14 protein-coding genes and 1 tRNA gene are annotated in these 18,087 nt (G+C 63.2%); 12 read left to right on the plus strand and 3 right to left on the minus strand.

The features are described 5' to 3' along the window. Position 1 precedes the first annotated feature (1 nt). The 6 genes from CR152_RS04570 to CR152_RS04595 are packed head-to-tail and all read left to right on the plus strand — an operon-like array spanning position 2 to position 8,487. Positions 2-679 (plus strand): type IV pilus inner membrane component PilO, encoded by a 678-nt coding sequence (locus CR152_RS04570; protein ID WP_208640069.1) that lies wholly within the window; start codon positions 2-4, stop codon positions 677-679. After that, a complete protein-coding gene (locus CR152_RS04575; RefSeq protein ID WP_099873866.1) occupies positions 680-1,222 on the plus strand; it encodes a pilus assembly protein PilP in 543 nt (180 codons plus the stop codon). It begins immediately after the preceding gene. Further along, positions 1,219-3,426 (plus strand): type IV pilus secretin PilQ, encoded by a 2,208-nt coding sequence (locus tag CR152_RS04580; protein WP_370663805.1) that lies wholly within the window; start codon positions 1,219-1,221, stop codon positions 3,424-3,426. The genes CR152_RS04575 and CR152_RS04580 overlap by 4 nt, the downstream gene beginning before the upstream one ends. A 29-nt stretch (positions 3,427-3,455) precedes the next feature. Beyond that, positions 3,456-5,663 carry an Ig-like domain-containing protein gene (locus CR152_RS04585; RefSeq protein WP_099873868.1) on the plus strand — a complete coding sequence of 736 codons (2,208 nt, stop codon included), beginning with the start codon at positions 3,456-3,458 and terminating at the stop codon, positions 5,661-5,663. A 33-nt stretch (positions 5,664-5,696) separates the two neighbouring features. Further along, on the plus strand, positions 5,697-7,337 hold the full coding sequence (gene aroKB / locus CR152_RS04590) for a bifunctional shikimate kinase/3-dehydroquinate synthase AroKB (protein WP_099873869.1): 1,641 nt from the start codon (positions 5,697-5,699) through the stop codon (positions 7,335-7,337). 1 nt (position 7,338) lies between these two features. Next, a complete protein-coding gene (locus CR152_RS04595; RefSeq protein ID WP_099873870.1) occupies positions 7,339-8,487 on the plus strand; it encodes a deoxyguanosinetriphosphate triphosphohydrolase in 1,149 nt (382 codons plus the stop codon). On the opposite strand, the gene mutY is transcribed toward CR152_RS04595, so the two are convergent. The 3 genes from mutY to mutM are packed head-to-tail and all read right to left on the minus strand — an operon-like array spanning position 8,488 to position 12,409. Then, positions 8,488-9,594: an A/G-specific adenine glycosylase gene (gene mutY / locus CR152_RS04600; RefSeq protein ID WP_099873871.1), complete on the minus strand. Its 1,107-nt coding sequence runs from the start codon at positions 9,592-9,594 to the stop codon at positions 8,488-8,490. It abuts the gene before it with no gap. Then, on the minus strand, positions 9,591-11,525 hold the full coding sequence (locus tag CR152_RS04605) for a dynamin family protein (protein ID WP_099873872.1): 1,935 nt from the start codon (positions 11,523-11,525) through the stop codon (positions 9,591-9,593). Before CR152_RS04605 ends, mutY begins: the two co-directional genes overlap by 4 nt. 50 nt (positions 11,526-11,575) lie before the next feature. Further along, positions 11,576-12,409 (minus strand): bifunctional DNA-formamidopyrimidine glycosylase/DNA-(apurinic or apyrimidinic site) lyase, encoded by an 834-nt coding sequence (gene mutM / locus CR152_RS04610; protein WP_054265875.1) that lies wholly within the window; start codon positions 12,407-12,409, stop codon positions 11,576-11,578. A 99-nt stretch (positions 12,410-12,508) separates the two neighbouring features. On the opposite strand from mutM, the gene CR152_RS04615 reads away from it, so the two are divergent. From CR152_RS04615 to CR152_RS04640, 6 genes are all read left to right on the plus strand, one after another. Next, positions 12,509-14,350 carry a tetratricopeptide repeat protein gene (locus CR152_RS04615; protein ID WP_099873873.1) on the plus strand — a complete coding sequence of 614 codons (1,842 nt, stop codon included), beginning with the start codon at positions 12,509-12,511 and terminating at the stop codon, positions 14,348-14,350. 43 nt (positions 14,351-14,393) lie between these two features. Beyond that, entirely contained in the window at positions 14,394-14,996 is a 603-nt protein-coding gene (locus CR152_RS04620) for an outer membrane lipoprotein LolB (protein ID WP_307718563.1), read from the plus strand. 1 nt (position 14,997) lies between these two features. Further along, a complete protein-coding gene (ispE, locus tag CR152_RS04625) occupies positions 14,998-15,903 on the plus strand; it encodes a 4-(cytidine 5'-diphospho)-2-C-methyl-D-erythritol kinase (protein ID WP_099873874.1) in 906 nt (301 codons plus the stop codon). A 64-nt stretch (positions 15,904-15,967) separates the two neighbouring features. Continuing rightward, positions 15,968-16,044 (plus strand) — tRNA-Gln (locus tag CR152_RS04630). A 151-nt stretch (positions 16,045-16,195) separates the two neighbouring features. Beyond that, positions 16,196-17,146, plus strand: a complete 951-nt coding sequence (locus CR152_RS04635; protein WP_054265879.1) for a ribose-phosphate pyrophosphokinase — start codon at positions 16,196-16,198, stop codon at positions 17,144-17,146. A gap of 201 nt (positions 17,147-17,347) precedes the next feature. Then, positions 17,348-17,980 carry a 50S ribosomal protein L25/general stress protein Ctc gene (locus tag CR152_RS04640; protein ID WP_099873875.1) on the plus strand — a complete coding sequence of 211 codons (633 nt, stop codon included), beginning with the start codon at positions 17,348-17,350 and terminating at the stop codon, positions 17,978-17,980. The last annotated feature ends 107 nt before the right edge of the window (positions 17,981-18,087 follow it).

The raw sequence follows: 18,087 nt of genomic DNA on the forward strand, positions 1-18,087 counted from the left end.
AATGAATATAGACCTGAAATCGCTGGGTGGCTCGCTCAGCTCCCAGTTCCAGAACCTGGGGGACCGCCCGCCCGGACAATGGCCGATCGCTCCGCGCATCCTGTGCGGCATCGGCGTCATTGCGGCGGTCGTCACGGCCGGCCACTTTTTCTACTGGAGCACCCAGTTCGAAGAGTACGACCAACTGGCCGCCACCGAGCTGACCCTGCAGGGCGAGTACAAGACCAAGGTCGCCCAGGCGATCAACCTCGAAGCCCTGATCGCCCAGAAGGCGCAGGTGGACCAGTATGTCGAGCGCCTGCAGAAGCAATTGCCAAGCAAGGCTGAAATGGCGGCCCTGCTGTCGGACATCAACCAGGCCGGCGTCGGCCGCGGCCTGTCGTTCGACCTGTTCAAGCCGGGCCAGGTGGTGGTGCGCGATTACTACGCCGAACTGCCGATCGATATCCGGGTGTCCGGCACTTACCATGACATTGGCGCCTTCGCCAGCGACATGGCCAACCTGCCGCGCATCGTGACGCTCAACAATATGGCGCTGACGACCAACAAGGATGGCGGTCTGGTGCTCGAAGCGGTCGCCAAGACGTTCCGCTACCTCGACCCCGAAGAAGCGAACGCGCAACGCAAGATCAAGGCCGACCGCGACAAGAAGGCCAAAGATGGCAAAGGGGCCACGTAAATGAACACCACACGTAACAGCCTCGCGCTGCTGATCTGCGCGGGCCTGCTGGCAGGCTGCGGCGACAGCGACGTCCAGGAAGTCAATGCATGGATGGACCAGACCAGGAAGGAAACCAAGGTCGACGTCCCACCGCTGACCGAACCGAAAACCTTCGTCCCGTTTGCCTACAGTACCGCCGGAGAAATCGACCCGTACGACCCGAACAAGCTGCTGGCCGAGCTGGCGCGGGCCGCCAACGGCGCCAATAATCCGCTCAAGCCGGACCCGGACCGGCGCAAAGAGCCGCTCGAAGCCTTCCCGCTCGACACCATGTCGATGGTGGGCAGCATGAAATCGAAAGGCGTCACCTATGCGCTGGTACAGATCGACAAGACCATGTACCACGTCAAGCCAGGCGACCGGGTGGGCCAGAACTTCGGCATCATCACCGGCGTGAACGATGAAGCAATCAGTATCAAGGAAACCGTCCAGGACGCCGGTGGCGAATGGATCGAACGTCCCACCAAGCTAGAGTTGCAGGAAAGTAAGGAGAAGAAATGATCGCACTGAGAATGAATGGCACCGCCCTCATGGGCGCGGTGATCCGCATGGGCGCATTACTGGCTCTGGCCCTTGGCGCCAACAACGCCATGGCGCAAGACAACGCGATCGAATCGATCACGGCCAACCAGCAGGGCTCGAATGTGGTGGTGAACGTGGCGATGAAAACCGCCCCGACCAAATTGCCGATCGGCTTTTCGATCACCAATCCGACCCGCATCGCCCTCGATTTCGGCGCCACGGTCAATGCCACCGGCAAGACGGCCCAGGACGTGAACCTGGCCGACGTGCGCGGCATTAACGTGGTCCAGGCCGGCACCCGCACGCGCCTGGTGCTAAACCTGAAGCGTCCGCTCAACTATGCCACCGCCATCGACGGCAAGTCGATCATCGTCACCATCGACGGTTCCGGCGGCGTGGCGCAAGCCGTCGACAGCGTCGGCAAGCCGGTGCTCAACGGTGCTTCCTCTTCCTCGGCGCCGCTGGCGTCGGAACAGGCCGGCAAGCGCCAGGTCCTGCGCGACCTCGACTTCCGCCGCGGCGCCAACGGCGAAGGCCGGGTCGTGGTCGACCTGCCGAACAGCCAGGTGGCCGTCGACGTGCGCCAGGTTGGCAACACGGTGGTGGTCGATTTCATGAAAACCGGCTTGCCGGAAACCCTGCGCCGCCGTCTCGACGTGACCGACTTCGGCACCCCGGTGTCGCAGATCACCACCGTGCCGCAGGGCGACAATGTGCGCATGACCGTGGAAGCGCGCGGCCTGTGGGAACAGACCGTGTACCAGAGCGACACCCAGCTGGTCATCGACGTCAAGCCGATCAAGGAAGATCCGAACAAGCTGACCCAGGGTACCCAGGGCTACCGCGGCGAGAAAATCTCGTTCAACTTCCAGAACGTGGAAGTGCGCGCCGCGCTGCAGGCGATCGCCGACATCTCGGGCCTGAACATCATCACCAGCGATTCGGTCAGCGGCAACCTGACCCTGCGCCTGAAGGAAGTGCCATGGGACCACGCGCTTGACGTCGTGCTGCAGGCCAAGGGCCTGGACATGCGCAAGAACGGTTCGGTGCTGTGGATTGCGCCGAAGGATGAACTGCTGACCAAGGAAAAGCTGGAACTCGAACAGCGCGCCCAGATCGCCGACCTCGAGCCGCTCAAATCGGAAATCTTCCAGCTCAACTACCAGAAGGCAGAATCGTTCCGCATGGTGTTCGGCCTCAATGCCGACGGTACGCCAATGCCCGACTCCGATTCGAATCGCACCCGTATCCTGTCCAAGCGCGGCAGTGCCGTGATCGAGCCGCGCACCAACCAGCTGTTCATTACCGACATCTCCTCGAAAATCGAAGACTTGCGCAAGCTGATCCAGAAGACCGACGTCGCTTCCAGGCAAGTGCTGATCGAAGCGCGCCTGGTCGAAGCCAGCGACGGCTTCAGCCGCAACCTGGGCGCCAAGATTGGCTTTACCGACCTGCGTACCCGGCGCGGAGGCGATTCCGGCTATGCGTACCGCGGCAACGAGCGCATCGCCATCGGCGGCAACATGCTCGGCGTCGGCCAGACCACCGGCCAGGCCGTGAACACGGACGATAGCTTTAACAATACCACCCTGCTGAACCTGCCGGCCGCCAATATCGGCGGCAACCCCGCTGCCACGCTGGCCGCCAGCCTGTTCTCGGCTGCCGCCAACCGCTTCCTGAACCTGGAACTGTCGGCACTGGAAGCGGACGGCAAGGGCAAGATCATTTCCAGCCCGCGCGTGGTTACGGAAGACAAAAACGTCGCCGTGATCGAGCAGGGTGTCGAACTGCCGTACGAAAAGTCGACCAGCAGCGGCGCTACCTCGATCGAGTGGAAAAAAGCCAACCTTCGCCTCGAAGTGACGCCGCAGATTACGCCGGACGGCAACGTCGTGCTGGAAGTGAACGTCAACAAGGATTCCAAGGGCGAAGAAACCCGAGCCGGCTTTGCAATCAACACCCAGCACGTGCAAACCAAGGTGATGGTCGAAAATGGCGGCACGGTCGTGCTGGGCGGTATTTACCAGCAAACCGAAAGCAGCCAGGTCCAGAAGGTACCGCTGCTGGGCGACCTGCCGGTCGTGGGCCATCTGTTCAAGAAAACCTCGCGTACCAACAACAAGACCGAACTGCTGGTCTTCATCACCCCCAAAATCGTCGCAGACCGTCTGTCGACGCGCTAACACCCGAATACATTTAATCAGGACTTAACATGCTGCCGACTTATTTACAACGCGCTTTCGCGAACCCCGCTCGCCTGCTGACCTGCGTCTCCATGGCCACGGCCCTGGCCGCATGCGGCGGCGGCGGGGGTTCCCCGGGCGGGCAAACCTCGACCACCAACCCGACCAACCCTGGCACCAACCCGGGCACCAATCCGGGCACAGTGACGCCGCCGGTGCCGGCCGAACCGAAAATAACGCTGCAACTGGTGGACGCCGCCGGCGCCCCGATCACCACCCTGTCCGGTGGCCAGACCGGACAGGTCCGGGCCACCGTGGTCGGCGCTAACGGTAGCCCCGCCGCCAACGAGGTCGTCAAATTCAAGACCGACGACAAGCTGCTCCAGTTCACCCCTGAATCGGCGACCGCGCTGACCAATGCGTCCGGCGTGGCGATCATCACCGTCAAGCCGGCCAGCGTCACCGCAGCCGGTGCGGTCAATATCGGCGCCACCGTGGTCACTGCCGGTAAGACTGCGGAAGCGGGCGTCAATCTGGAAGTGGGTGCGGCGCCGCTGACTCTGGGCGAAGTCAAATTTGTCCCGGAACAGACCGACATCCTGCCTGCCTTCGGCACGGCCGTGCTGTCTATTCCGGTTACCACTGGCGGCGTTGCTGCCACCAGCGTCTCGGGCCTGACCATTAATTCGCTGTGCACTAACGATGGCACGGCATCGCTGGTGATGGGAACGCTGTCGGAAGGAAAGCAGTCTGTCACCTATACCAACAAGGGCTGCCTGCGCGTCACCGATACCATCACCGTCTCGCTCGGCGGCAGCAACCAGACCGTTAAAATCAACGTGGGCAAGGCCAACATCGGCACCATCCAGTTCGTCGGTTCGGATCTGAACGGCAGCTCGATCGTGCTGCGCGGCTCTGGCGGCCTGGGCCGTAAGGAGTCGGCCGTCCTGACCTTCCGCGTGCTCGACCAGAACAGCATCGGCCTGCCGGGCGTGGACGTAACCTTCAAGACCACCACCAGCACCGGCGGCCTGATCGTGCAGCCCGCCAAGGCAACCTCGGATGCCCAGGGTAACGTCACCACCACCGTAGCCTCGGGCACCATTCCGACCCCGGTGCGCGTCGTTGCGCAGGCGTCGCGTAACGGCACCACCATCAATGGCCTGTCGGACAGCCTGATCATTTCGACTGGCTTACCGATCCAGCGCTCGATGTCACTCAGCTCCGACAGCTACAATATTGACGGTCTGTATTATGACAATGCGATCGCCAAAGTGACGGTCATGTTGGCCGACCAGTACGGCAATCCGATTTCGGACGACACTGCTGTCAATCTGGTCACCGAGGGCGGCGCGATTGCATCGTCGGACACAGGCGGTTGCCGAACCAAGGGCGGCGCTTGCACGGTCGACTTCAAGAGTCAGGAATTCCGTCCTAAAAATGGTCGTGTCACAATCTTCGCTTACGTTCAGGGCGTGGAGAACTTCATCGATGCGAATGGCGACGGCCAGTACAGCTGCAGCAATTTCGTTCAGGTGCAACCGGTTGACCCAGGTACGCCATACCGTCCGCTGGTCGATTACTGCACACCGGGTTCGGGTGAGTCATATACCGACCAGGGAGATCCTTTCCTTGACACGGGCAGTGCACCAACCGTCCCTGGCACGCCGAACGTGACCAACACCTTCGACGGTCAATACGATGTGGCGCGCGGCGATTTGCCGTTCCCTTACAACCATCCGGTCTACACCCCGGCAGGCAATGGCCAGTGGGGTATCAACTACATCTGGCGCCAGGCAGAAATCGTCTTCAGCGGCGACACGCCAACCTTGAAGCGTCAGATCCCCGATGCGAGCACCGGCAAGCTGCGCGACTGGACAGATGCTGACGGGAAAGAGTTTGAGGTGGTCGGCTTGTCGAACACTGATTTGTCGGCGGACTCGAAAGAAGTTCCGTGCAGTAATCAGCTGCTCTTTTTCCGCCTCTCCGATGAAAACAACAATCCGCTGCCAAGCGATACCAAGGTGGAAACGGCCAACGTCGACCGTATTACGCCGGGTCAGGTTTCGCCGGACAAGGTGAGCGCGACCAACGCGATTGGCGGCACGTTCCACAGTGTGAACATCAAGGCCGACACGACATGCGTCCGAGGTGAGTTCTCGATCCGTACCATCACGCCACGCGGCAAGGGCGTCTCCTCGCCGATGTTCAAATCGGTTCCTGCTCTCAAGAAATAATTGAAATCGGAGAATATCTTTCTGGTAGGGTTGATGGGCGCGGGCAAGACAACCATTGGCCGCATCCTTGCCAGGAAGCTAGGTAAACGCTTTGTCGATTCCGATCACGAGATCGAGGCCCGCACCGGCGCCACGATCCCGTGGATTTTCGAAATCGAAGGCGAGGCGAGTTTTCGGCGCCGTGAGGCCGAGGTCATCCGTGACCTCACGGCGCAGGACGGACTCGTCCTCGCCACCGGCGGCGGGGCCGTGCTCGACCCCGCCAGCCGTGCCTTCCTGAAACAACGTGGCCGCGTGGTTTACCTGCGCGCCAGCGTCAACAGCATCATGCTGCGCACCACCCACGACAAAAGCCGGCCGCTGCTCCAGACGGCCGACCCCCGCAAGAAACTCGAAGAATTGACGGCCCAGCGCGAGCCGCTGTACCGCGAGATTGCCGATCTGGTGATCGACACGGGCCGACCTAACGTACAATCGATGGTCCAAACAATTCTGACGCAACTGTCCGCGCTCGGCCCAGCCGCCGCGAGAACAGCGCGCGGGCCCCAAATGCACACCTTGCAACCATCGCAGCCATCGATCACCGAACAATCCCGGATTTTCCTCAACGTCGACCTGGGCGAACGCAGCTACCCGATCACCATCGGTGCCGGTCTGCTGTCCGACCCGTCGCTGCTTGAGCGGCATATCGCCGGCCGCAAGGTCGCCATTGTCACCAACACCACCGTGGCCCCGCTGTACCTCGAACGCGTGGCCGCGCCGCTGCGCGCGGCCGGGCGCGATGTGCTCGAAATCGTCCTGCCCGACGGCGAACAGTTCAAGAACTGGGACAGCCTGATGACCATCTTCGACGCCCTGCTGGCCAATAAATGCGACCGCAAGACCACCATGGTGGCGCTCGGCGGCGGCGTGATCGGCGACCTGACCGGATATGCCGCCGCCAGCTACATGCGCGGCGTGCCCTTCGTCCAGATGCCGACCACCCTGCTCTCGCAGGTCGACTCCTCGGTCGGCGGCAAGACCGGCATCAACCACCCGCTCGGCAAGAACATGATCGGGGCCTTTTACCAGCCGCGCGCCGTGCTGGCCGATACCGCCTCGCTCGACACGCTGGCCCCGCGCGAACTGTCGGCGGGCCTGGCCGAAGTGATCAAGCATGGCGCCATCATCGACGCCGAATTTTTCGACTGGATCGAAGCGAACATCGGCAAGCTGATGGCGCGCGATCAGCAGGCGCTGGCGCACGCCATCTCGCGCTCCTGCGAAATCAAGGCCGACGTGGTGCGCCAGGATGAACGCGAGGGCGGCTTGCGCGCCATCCTCAACTTCGGCCACACCTTCGGCCATGCTATTGAAGCGGGCATGGGCTACGGCGCCTGGCTGCACGGCGAAGCGGTCGGCTGCGGCATGGTCATGGCGGCCGACCTGTCGCACCGCCTCGGCCTGGTCGACGCGGCCACCGTGGCGCGCATGCGCGCACTGGTCGCCGCGGCCGGCCTGCCGACCGTCGCGCCGGATCTGGGCACCGAACGCTGGCTCGAGTTGATGGAAGTCGACAAGAAGAACGAGGGCGGCGCCATCAAGTTCATCCTGCTCAAACCTCTCGGCAGCCCGAACATCACCAGCGCTCCGCGCGAGCAATTGCTGGCCACCCTGGCTGCCTGCGTCGGCTGACATGCATCCCGAAGCCCACCTCGCCCCGTACGCCGTGCACTCGGAGACGGCGCGCGGCCGGCGCCATGCCGAAACGTCGCACGCGTCGCGCAGCCAGTTCCAGCGCGACCGCGACCGCATCATCCACTGCTCGGCCTTCCGCCGCCTCGAATACAAGACCCAGGTCTTCCTCAATCACGAGGGCGACATGTTCCGCACGCGCCTCACCCACAGCCTCGAAGTGGCGCAGGTCGGGCGTTCGATGGCGCGCAACCTGCGCCTGAACGAAGACCTGGTCGAAGCGCTCGCGCTGGCGCATGACCTGGGCCACACGCCGTTCGGCCACGTGGGCCAGGATGTGCTCAACGAATGCATGCAGGATCACGGCGGCTTCGAGCACAATCTGCAAAGCCTGCGCGTGGTCGACGAACTCGAAGAGCACTACGGCGCCTTCGATGGCCTGAACCTGATGTTCGACACGCGCGAGGGTATCCTCAAGCACTGCTCGCTGGCCAACGCCAAGCTGCTCGGTCCCGTGGCGCAGCGCTTCATCGACCGCAGCCAGCCCTCGCTGGAAGCGCAGCTGACCAACCTGGCCGACGAAATTGCGTATAACAGCCACGATATCGACGACGGCTTGCGTTCCGGCCTGATCACCATTGCGCAGCTGGAGGAAGTCGATTTCTTCGCGCGCCGCTGGCACGATGTGCAGAAGGCGTATCCGGGCCTGTCGGGCCGGCGCGCCATTTATGAAACCTTGCGCCGCCTGATCACCGTGCTGGCCGACGACCTGATCGAAACGTCCAGCGTGCTGCTGGCCGAAGCCGCGCCGGCGGACACGGACGCGGTGCGCGCCAGCGGGCCGCTGATCCGCTTTTCCGACCCGATGCGCAAGGATGCGACGGAATTGAAGCGCTTCTTGCGCGCCAACCTGTATCGCCACTTCAAGGTGAACCGGATGCGCGTGAAAGCGAGCCGCATCGTGCGCGAGCTGTTCGACGCCTTCATGGCCGAACCGGTGCTGCTGCCGCCCGATTACCAGGTCGGCTCTGGCAACGCAGTGGGACACCCCTCGCGTCAGGCCCGCAAGATCGCCGACTACATCGCCGGCATGACGGACCGCTACGCGATCCGCGAACACCGGCGCATCTTCTCGCTGGATGACTTGTAACTAGAACAGGGACGGCGCGGAAAGGTCGAGCAGCAGCTTCTTGACCGGCGCCGGCAGGGGTGCGCTGTCGATGCGCGCCAGGTCCCACCACAGATACGGCGCCGCCAATATCGCGCGCCGCGACAGCGTCACCTGGAACGGCGCGATGTGCAGCCGGTAGTGCGTGAACACGTGCACCAGCGGCAGCAGCGCCGATATCTCTTCCACCTCACCGAAGGCGCCCGCCAGCGGCGCCACCGCGTCGATGGCGAGCGCGCCGCGCACGGCATGGCCATCGGCTTCCGGCAGCGACATCAGCCCGCCCCATATGCCGCTCTGCGCGCGCTGTTCGAGCAGCACCTGGCCGCTCTCGATCACCACCAGCACGGCAGCCTGTTTCTCGGGAATGGTCTTTTTCGGTTTGCGCACCGGCAGTTCGGCGGTGCGTCCGGTGGCGTGGGCCACGCAGCGGTCCCGCAGCGGGCAGCGCGGGCAATCGGGCTTGCTGCGCGTGCACAGCGTCGCGCCCAGGTCCATCAAGCCCTGCGTATAGGACTCGATGCCCGATTCGATGCCTTCAAGCGGCAGCAGCGCTTCGGCGCGCCGCCACAAGCCATCTTCGACCGCCTTCACGCCGGGGAATTCATCGATGCCGAACACGCGTGCGAACACGCGCTTGACGTTGCCGTCCAGGATGGCGGCGCGCGTGCCGCTCGAAAAAGCCGAAATGGCGGCCGCCGTCGAACGTCCGATGCCGGGCAAATCGGCCAGCAGGGCCGGATCGCTAGGGAACACGCCGCCGTATTCCTCGACCACGCGCTTGGCGCAGGCGTGCAGGTTGCGCGCGCGCGTGTAGTAGCCAAGGCCGCTCCACTGCGCCATCACATCTTCCGATGGCGCCGCCGCCAGGTCGTGCAGGGTAGGGAAGCGCTCCAGGAAGCGCGCGTAGTAGGCCAGCACCGCGGCCACCTGCGTTTGCTGCAGCATGATCTCGGACAGCCAGATGCGGTAAGCGTCGCGCGTGTTCTGCCACGGCAGGGCGTGGCGCCCGTGCGATTTCTGCCAGTTGATGACGGCAGCGGAAAACGAAGGGTCTTCCAGCTGCCCGAACTCGGTCAGTCTTTTCACGCCGCCGCTTCGAATGCCGCCGCCGTGGTGCGCTGCATGGCTGATTCGACGTTGCCGGCCAAATCGTTCAGACGCCCCTTGACCTTCTCCAGCGCGAACTGGCTCGCCTCGAACGATTCGATCTTCGTTTCCAGGCTGTCGGTCGCATCGTGGATGCGCTGGATCGACGCCAGGCGGTGCTTGAGCTGGTCCTTGTGCTGGCGGATCTGCGCTTCGAGCGGCGACATGATCACCTTCAGCCACGCTTCGACGTCGGCGTTGGCCGCGCGGTAGCTGCGCCGCACGCGCGAGGCGATCGAGTCGAAAAAGCGCTCGATCACGGCATCGCGGCTGGTGATGAGCAAGGTGGTGGTGCCGAACTGCTTGACGTAGACCTCTTCGATGGCGTCGACTTCCTTGCGGTATTTGTCGAGCGAGAGCGTCATCGGCACCGCAAGGCTCAGGCCATGTTCGGCGGCGAATTTACGGTACATCATTTCCATCATTTCGCTGATCTCGGCGATCTTGCCGTTCGAGACCTCGAGATTGGCGCGCGCCTGGTCGAAGAAGTGCTTGACCGGGCCGCGAATGCCGGTGGTGACGAAGCGCGATGCCGCCATCGCTTCGCGCACGGCGGCGATTTCCTTGTGCACGATGTCCATGCCGAGCGTGGTGTACAGCTCCGTCGACAGGCGCGCGAACACGGCGCGCGTGCCCTGCAGCTTGAACAGGCTGCCGTCGAATTCCTTCTTCTCCACTTCGACGCGGCGCATCATGTGCGCTATCACGCCCTGGTTTTTTCCGCGCAGGCTTTTCAGTTCCTGCAGCTGCTCGACGATGTCGCGGATGCGCGCGCCGATGGTCGCCTGCTGGATGCTGACCACGGCGTTCAGGTCGTCCGAGAGCTGCTTGCGGATGATGTCCTGCTTGGCCGGAATGAGTTCGTTGAACAGGGCCGCTTCGAGCGCGCCCAGGCGGCTTTTCTCGAGCAGCGCCATGTCGCCGTTGATCTTGCCGACCAGCGCCTTTTGCGCCGACACCGGGAACACCTGGCGTGGTTCGAGCGCCAGCATGTGGGCCACGGTGGTTTGCTGGCGTTCGATCTCGGCGTCGTTTTCCGCCTCGGTCTTGAGTTCATCCCACATCGCGTCGATCTTGTTCATGACCACGATGCGCCCGGCGCCGGCGCCGATGTGCGTGCGCCAGACTTCGATGTCGCTCTTGGTCACGCCCGTTTCGGCGGCCAGGATGAACAGCACCGCGTGCGCGTTCGGAATCAGGTTCAGGGTCAGTTCCGGCTCGGTGCCGATCGCGTTCAGGCCAGGCGTGTCGAGAATGACCAGGCCCTGTTTGAGCAGCGGGTGAGGGAAGTTGATGATGGCGTGGCGCCACAGCGAAATTTCGATTTCGCCGTTGTCGTCGAGCGTGGCGGCGACGTCCGGGTCGGTCTCGTCGAACAGGCCGTAGCGCTTCGCTTCCTCGACCTTGACGTGCTTGGTCATGCTGACCTGCTTGAAGGTCTCGTGCATTTCCTCGCCGGCGTCGAGCGCGAGCGGCAGCACGGTCCAGGCGGCGGGGTCGTCGCGGTAATCGCTGGTCGACAGGTTGCTGGCGCGCGTTTCGATCGGCAGCAGGCGGATGCATGGCGGGAAGGCCGGGTCGTACATCAGCTCGGTCGGGCACATGGTGGTGCGTCCGGCCGCCGACGGCAAGATGCGCTGGCCGTAATCGGCAAAGAAAATCGCGTTGATCAGTTCGGATTTGCCGCGCGAAAATTCCGCCACGAACGCCACCGAGAGCCGGTCATCGGCCAGGCGCGCCAGCGCGCGCGCAATGCGCTGCTCCGTTGCCGCGTCGGCCAGTTCGGCCGCGTTGACCCACATCTGATACTTCTCCAGCGCCATGGCCACGTCCTGACGCCATGCGCTGTACTGCTCAAAATCTTGCACCATTATGCTCACGTTGCCCTCGCGTACAGGTTCTTGCGAATCCTGCTCGATTGTCATTTTTGACAATTTACACAATAAAAAGTCGACCGCTGTCCCTGCTTGATCTGACGAATCTCTGCCCCACAGTTGCGGCAAGGCACTCCAGCACGATCATAGACGAAATATGTCTGTTGGAAATAGCCCGATTGCCCATTTACAGCAATAAAGTCACGTAAAGTGCTGCCCCCTTGCACAATAGCCTCAGACAGGATAAGGCGGATCGCCTCGGCCAGCCTGTTGTAGCGTTCCCGGCCGATGCGCGCGGCCGGCGTTTTCGGATTGATTCCTGCCCGAAACAGGCTCTCGCAAGCGTAGATATTGCCCACGCCCACCACAATGTCGCCGGCCAGCAGCACCTGCTTGATCGGCGCCGAGCGCTTGCGCGTTTCGCGGTACAGCAATTCGCCCGAAAACCCGGCTTCCAGCGGCTCGACGCCGAGGCCGCGCAGCAGGATATGCTGGTCGAGTTCGCCATCGTCGCCGGGATGCCACAGCACGGCGCCGAAGCGGCGCGGATCGTTCATGCGCAGTACCTGGCGCCCCGCGTCGCCCTCGACCACGAGGTCGAAATGGTCGTGTTTTTTCACTTCGGTGTCCGGCGGCAGCACGCGCAGGTGGCCGGACATGCCCAGATGGATGATCAGGGTGCCATGATCGAAGGCGATGAGCAAGTATTTGCCGCGCCGTCCCGTGTGCAGAATGCGCTGTCCGGCCAGCAAATCGGACAAACCCGGCGGAAACGGCCAGCGCAGTCCCTCCCTGCGCGTCAAGACGCTATCGACGATGCGGCCATCGATATGGGGTGCGACGCCGCGGCGGGTGACTTCGACTTCGGGCAGTTCAGGCATGTCGGGTAGGAAAATTTATGTTAGTGGCGGTGCGGCCCCGTACGCAAAGCGGGCGTTGGGCGTAGAATCGGAAATAATCGCTGTCATTCTGGAACCACCTTGAAAAACGCTTTCGTCATTGTAACCCTGTCCGGACTGCTCTCGGCGTGCGCCGTGGCGCCAACGCCTCACGCTCCCGCCCTGGCCGGCAGCGCGGCCGATGCCAAGGCGGACGCCCCCGCGCCCGCCGCCACGGCCGAACCCCTGCCGCCGGCTGCCGAGGTCCTCGCCGAAGGCGAACGCGCGTCCGCGCCGGACGAGCCATCGCCGGACCTCAAGCTGCCGCACGTGGCACTGAGCAAGGAAATGCTCTACAAGCTGATGAAGGCCGAGCTGGAATTTCGCGGCGGCACCTGGCAGGGGCCGTACATGACCCTGATGGCCCTGGCCCAGCAGACGCGCGACCCGCGCCTGGCCCAGCGCGCCGCCGAAATGGCGCAGGCGGCCCAGAAGGGCAGCGAAGCGCTGGCCGCGATCCGCCTGTGGCGCGAACTGGCACCCGAATCCGACGAAGCCGGCCAGTACTACATCGCCGCGTCCGTCATGGCCGACGACTTGAGCGAGGCGGGCGTGCTGTTCGCGGCGCGCCTGCGCGATGCGGCGCCCGCCAACCGCGGCATGGCCATGTACCAGATCCAGCAACTGCTCACGCGGGCGAAGGACAAGGCCGCCGCCGGCGCGCTGCTCGAGCGCCTGCTGGCGCCGTACATCGCCATGAGCGAGGCGCGCGTGGTGCTGGCGCAGTCGGCCTACGCGCGCGGCGCCAGCGACGAAGCGCTGGCCCATGCGCAGGAAGCGCTGCGCATCAAGCCCGATTCCGAGATCGCCGTGCTGACCCTGGCCCAGGTCAGCGGCGAGCGGGACGACGTCGGTTCCTTGCTGGCCAAATTCCTCGCCGCCAATCCTGGTGCGCGCGAAGTGCGCGCGGCCCTGGCCCGCATCCTCGTCACGCAAAAGCAGTACGAGCCGGCGCGCAAGGAGTTTCTTGCCCTGCTCAAGGAGCAGCCGGACAATCCGGGCACCCTGTACGCCCTCGGCATCCTGTCGATGCAGCTGTCCGACCCGGCCGCGGCCGAAACCTACCTGGCCGGTTTCATCACGGCGCTCGACAAGAATCCGGGCGACGAGCGCGATCCGGCCAAGGTGCTGATCATGCTCTCGCAGCTGGCCGAAGAGCGCGGCGACCTTGCCGCCGCCCGCGCATGGCTGGGAAAAATTGAACCGGAAGACGCGCCGGCCTGGTTCTCGGCGCAGTTGCGCAGCGCCCAGCTGATGGGCAAGCAGGGCGACCTGGACGGCGCACGCGCCTTCCTCGACGCCCTCAAGGCCGAGGAGCCTGCCCAGCAGGTGCAAGTGGTGCTGGTGCAAAGCCAGGTGCTGCGCGACGCCGGCAAGATCGAGCAGGCGTACGCGGTGATGGAGCAGGGCGCGGCGCGCTTTCCCTCCAACCCCGATCTGCTGTACGACTTCGCGCTGCTGGCCGAAAAACTGGGCCGCGTCGACGTGATGGAAAAAAACCTGCGCCTGGTGATGGAGCAGGCGCCCGACAACCACCACGCCTACAATGCGCTGGGCTACTCGCTGGCCGAGCGCAATGTGCGCCTGGACGAAGCGCTGGCGCTGATCGACAAGGCCCTGAAAATGGCCCCGTCCGACCCCTTCATCATGGACAGCATGGGCTGGGTCCAGTACCGCCTGGGCAACCTGAACGAAGCCGAGGCACACCTGCGCCGCGCCTACGCCCTGCGCAACGATGTCGAAATCGCCGTGCACCTGGGCGAAGTGCTGTGGCACAAGGGCCAGAAATCCGACGCCCAGCAGCTGTGGCGCGAAGCGCGTGCCAAGGACCCCAAGAACGACACGCTCAAGAGCACGCTTGCGCGCCTGCAGCTCAAGCTGTGATGGGTCATAATGCCGCGCATCTCCTTTACGCTGTCGGATTGCCATGATGCCCAGAACTAAAACCCGCTTCCTTGCCCTGGCGTGCGCCGCGCTGCTGTCCGCCTGCGTCACCGCGCCGACCAACCTGTCCAAGGCCAGCGTGGCCGCCTACCGCGAAGCGATCGAGCTGAACGGCCGCCTGACCGTGAACTACCAAAAAGACGGCCAGACCGAGACCCTGACCGGCAAGTTCGCCTGGAACCAGACTCCCGCCGCGGTCAACGTCAGCCTCGCTTCGCCGCTGGGCCAGACCATCGCCACCATCAGCGTCACGCCCGATTCTGCCACCCTGGTCCAGGGCGACCGCGCCCCGCGCGTGGCGCGCGACATCGACACCCTGACCGCGCAAACGCTGGGCTGGTCGCTGCCCGTGTCGGGCTTGCGCGACTGGCTGCAAGGCTACGCCACCGGTGCCGACGGCCGGCGCTTTACCGCCTCGCCCGCCGCCAACACGGTCACCACCGCCGATGGCTGGCGCCTGACCTTCGTAAGCTGGCAAGACCCGGACGCGGCCAAGCCGGTGCCCAAGCGCATCGACGTCGCCCGGGTAGCCAGCGCCACCGTGGAAGCGATGGAAATCCGTATCGTGATCGACCCGCAAGGCTGATATGCGCGCGACTCGCCTGCACGACTGCCCGGCCCCGGCCAAGCTCAATCTTTTCCTGCACGTGAACGGACGCCGCGCCGACGGCTACCACCTGCTGCAAACCGTGTTCCAGATGGTCGACCATGGCGACGTGCTGCACTTCGACCTGCGCGCCGACGAGCGCATCGTGCGCACCACGGACGTGCCGGGCGTGCCGGAGCAGGGCGACCTGATCGTGCGCGCGCTGCTGCTGCTGCAAGCGGCCTACGCGCGCCGCCACGGCCATCCGCCGCCCGGCATCGACGTGGCTATCGACAAGCGCCTGCCGATGGGGGGCGGGCTCGGCGGCGGCTCATCGGACGCGGCCACCGCGCTGATGGTCGCCAACTCCCTGTGGGAGGCCGGCCTGACGCGCGAGGAACTGATGGCCCTGGCCCTGCCGCTGGGCGCCGACATTCCGTTTTTCATCTTCGGCCAGACCGCCTTTGCCGAAGGCGTGGGCGAGGCGCTGCAGCCGGTGCAGGCCCCCGATTGCTGGTACGTCGTCATCGAACCGGGGGTCGCGGTACCCACAGCAGCAATATTTTGCTCAGAGCATTTGACAAGGGACACGAAACCCGTCAGAATAACGGACTTTTCCAGACACACCATGAATCGCACAGATTCGACGGGGTTCGGAAGAAATGATTTGCAAGCAGTGGCAGTGAGTCTGTTCCCGCCAGTAGCACAGGCGATCGACTGGCTCTCGGCTCACGGTGATGCCAGGATGACTGGCTCTGGAGCGTGTGTGTTTTGCGCGTTTTCCAGCGAAATGGAAGCTGACACGGTACTTCAACAAGTGCCCGGCATCTGGACCGCATGGAAAGCAAAAGCGCTGATGCATCATCCTCTCAACACGGTGTTGCAAGTTAGTGCGGTTATAGAATAGAATTTGGCCTGGCGTTGTGTTTGACGATAAAATGTCAAGTGTGACGACAAGCAGTCAGTTGCGTAGGGGAATCGCCAAGCTGGTTAAGGCACTGGATTTTGATTCCAGCATACCAAGGTTCGAATCCTTGTTCCCCTGCCATTCGTTTTGCCTGGTCTGTCGATGCGAAGTCAGCGTCCAGCAGGCGGACTCGGTGGCCTCGCTCTCGCGAGTCACTTGTTAGCTTAGCGTCAGCCGGCCGGTTCTGTCCGGCGACATTCAAAGAAATCAACGCTTACCTCTTGGGACTCCCATGGCTTACGAAAACCTGATGGTTTTTACCGGCAACGCTAACCCTGCGCTGGCAGAAGGAGTCGCAAAGAATCTGGGCATCCCTCTCGGCAAAGCTGTCGTCTCCAAGTTCTCGGATGGCGAAGTCATGGTCGAAATTAACGAGAATGTCCGCGGTAAAGACGTTTTTGTCCTGCAATCGACCTGCGCACCGACCAACGACAGCCTGATGGAAATCATCCTGATGGTCGACGCTCTCAAGCGCGCATCCGCCGGCCGCATCACCGCGGCGATCCCTTATTTTGGTTATGCCCGCCAGGACCGCCGTCCGCGTTCGGCGCGCGTGGCCATCTCGGCCAAGGTCGTGGCCAACATGCTGGAAAAAGCCGGTGTCGAGCGCGTCCTGATCATGGATCTGCACGCCGACCAGATCCAGGGCTTCTTCGATATCCCGGTTGACAATATTTACGCATCCCCGATTCTGCTGGGCGACCTGCAAAAACGCAATTACGACGACCTGCTGGTCGTGTCGCCGGACGTCGGCGGCGTGGTGCGCGCACGCGCCCTGGCAAAACGCCTCGGCTGCGACCTGGCCATCATCGACAAGCGCCGCCCGAAGGCGAACGTGTCGGAAGTGATGAACATCATCGGTGAAGTTGAAGGCCGTAACTGCGTCATCATGGATGACATGGTCGACACCGCCGGCACCCTGACCAAGGCCGCCGAAGTGTTGAAAGAGCGCGGCGCCAAGAAAGTGGTGGCGTATTGCACGCACCCGGTGCTGTCGGGTCCCGCGATCGACCGCATTTCGGCATCGCCGCTGGATGAACTGGTTGTCACCGACACGATTCCCCTGTCGGCCGCCGGCCTGGCTTGCGACAAGATCCGCCAGCTGACCTGCGCACCGCTGCTCGCTGAAACGTTCAAGCGCATCAGCAAGGGCGACTCGGTGATGTCCTTGTTCATCGACTAACTCGCGACTAATCCAGTCGCCAGAAATACCCGATTCGCAGGGTGGCAAGGCGGGAACCGAGCGTTCCTGGCCCTGCCACCCTGAAGTTTATTTCAGTACCAATTTTTCCGGACACGCTAGCGTGGCCGTTTTCGAGTACCCCTGGTCGCGGGGGCGCTCACACCGCAGGGCGATCAAGCCCCGCACTTTTTGGAGTTTCACATGAAAGTTATCGCATTCAATCGCAATCTGCAGGGGTCCGGAGCGAGCCGCCGCCTGCGTATCGCTGGTCAAACCCCAGGTATCATCTACGGTGGCGCTGAAGCCCCGGTCATGATCCAACTGGACGGCAACGCTCTGTACCACGCACTGAAAAAAGAAGCGTTCCACGGTTCGATCCTGGACATGGAAATCGACGGCAAGACCCAGCCAGTGCTGCTGCGCGACTTCCAGATGCACGCATTTAAGCAATTGGTTCTGCACGCTGACTTCCAGCGCGTCGATGCCAACAGCAAGCTGCACAAGAAAATCGCCCTGCACTTCGTGAACGCCGACGTATCGCCAGCAGTCAAACTGCACGGCGCTATCGTTTCGCACGTGTTGCAAGAGTTGGAAGTGTCCTGCCTGGCAACCGATCTGCCAGAGTTCATCACCGTCGACCTGACCACCATCGACGTTGGCCACTCGATCCACGTTGCTGACCTGGTCCTGCCAAAAGGCGTGACCGCGATCACCCACGGCAAGAACCCAACCGTTGCTACCGCTGCTGTTCCAGCTGGCCACGTGTCGGCTGACGCTGCTGCTACCGCTGAAGCCGCACCTGCTGCTCCAGCTGCCAAAGGCAAAAAGAAGTAATCATTCGCGCGCCGCTGCGGCGGCGTGTTGGAGAAAAACCCGCTTGGCCTTGCGCCCAGCGGGTTTTTTATCGTCTGTTATCCTTGCACTCCATTTTGATAATTTAG

The organism is Massilia violaceinigra (assembly GCF_002752675.1).
GTDB classification, from domain to species: Bacteria; Pseudomonadota; Gammaproteobacteria; order Burkholderiales; family Burkholderiaceae_D; genus Telluria_A; species Telluria_A violaceinigra.

Excerpts from the sequence above, each read along its gene's own strand:
- CR152_RS04570 (WP_208640069.1), top strand. The coding sequence starts at position 2 with ATGAATATAGACCTGAAATCGCTGGGTGGCTCGCTCAGCTCCCAGTTC.
- CR152_RS04575 (WP_099873866.1), top strand. The coding sequence starts at position 680 with ATGAACACCACACGTAACAGCCTCGCGCTGCTGATCTGCGCGGGCCTG.
- CR152_RS04580 (WP_370663805.1), top strand. The coding sequence starts at position 1,219 with ATGATCGCACTGAGAATGAATGGCACCGCCCTCATGGGCGCGGTGATC.
- CR152_RS04585 (WP_099873868.1), top strand. The coding sequence starts at position 3,456 with ATGCTGCCGACTTATTTACAACGCGCTTTCGCGAACCCCGCTCGCCTG.
- aroKB (WP_099873869.1), top strand. The coding sequence starts at position 5,697 with ATGGGCGCGGGCAAGACAACCATTGGCCGCATCCTTGCCAGGAAGCTA.
- CR152_RS04595 (WP_099873870.1), top strand. The coding sequence starts at position 7,339 with ATGCATCCCGAAGCCCACCTCGCCCCGTACGCCGTGCACTCGGAGACG.
- CR152_RS04605 (WP_099873872.1), bottom strand. The coding sequence starts at position 11,525 with ATGGTGCAAGATTTTGAGCAGTACAGCGCATGGCGTCAGGACGTGGCC.
- mutM (WP_054265875.1), bottom strand. The coding sequence starts at position 12,409 with ATGCCTGAACTGCCCGAAGTCGAAGTCACCCGCCGCGGCGTCGCACCC.
- CR152_RS04620 (WP_307718563.1), top strand. The coding sequence starts at position 14,394 with ATGATGCCCAGAACTAAAACCCGCTTCCTTGCCCTGGCGTGCGCCGCG.
- ispE (WP_099873874.1), top strand. The coding sequence starts at position 14,998 with ATGCGCGCGACTCGCCTGCACGACTGCCCGGCCCCGGCCAAGCTCAAT.
- CR152_RS04635 (WP_054265879.1), top strand. The coding sequence starts at position 16,196 with ATGGCTTACGAAAACCTGATGGTTTTTACCGGCAACGCTAACCCTGCG.
- CR152_RS04640 (WP_099873875.1), top strand. The coding sequence starts at position 17,348 with ATGAAAGTTATCGCATTCAATCGCAATCTGCAGGGGTCCGGAGCGAGC.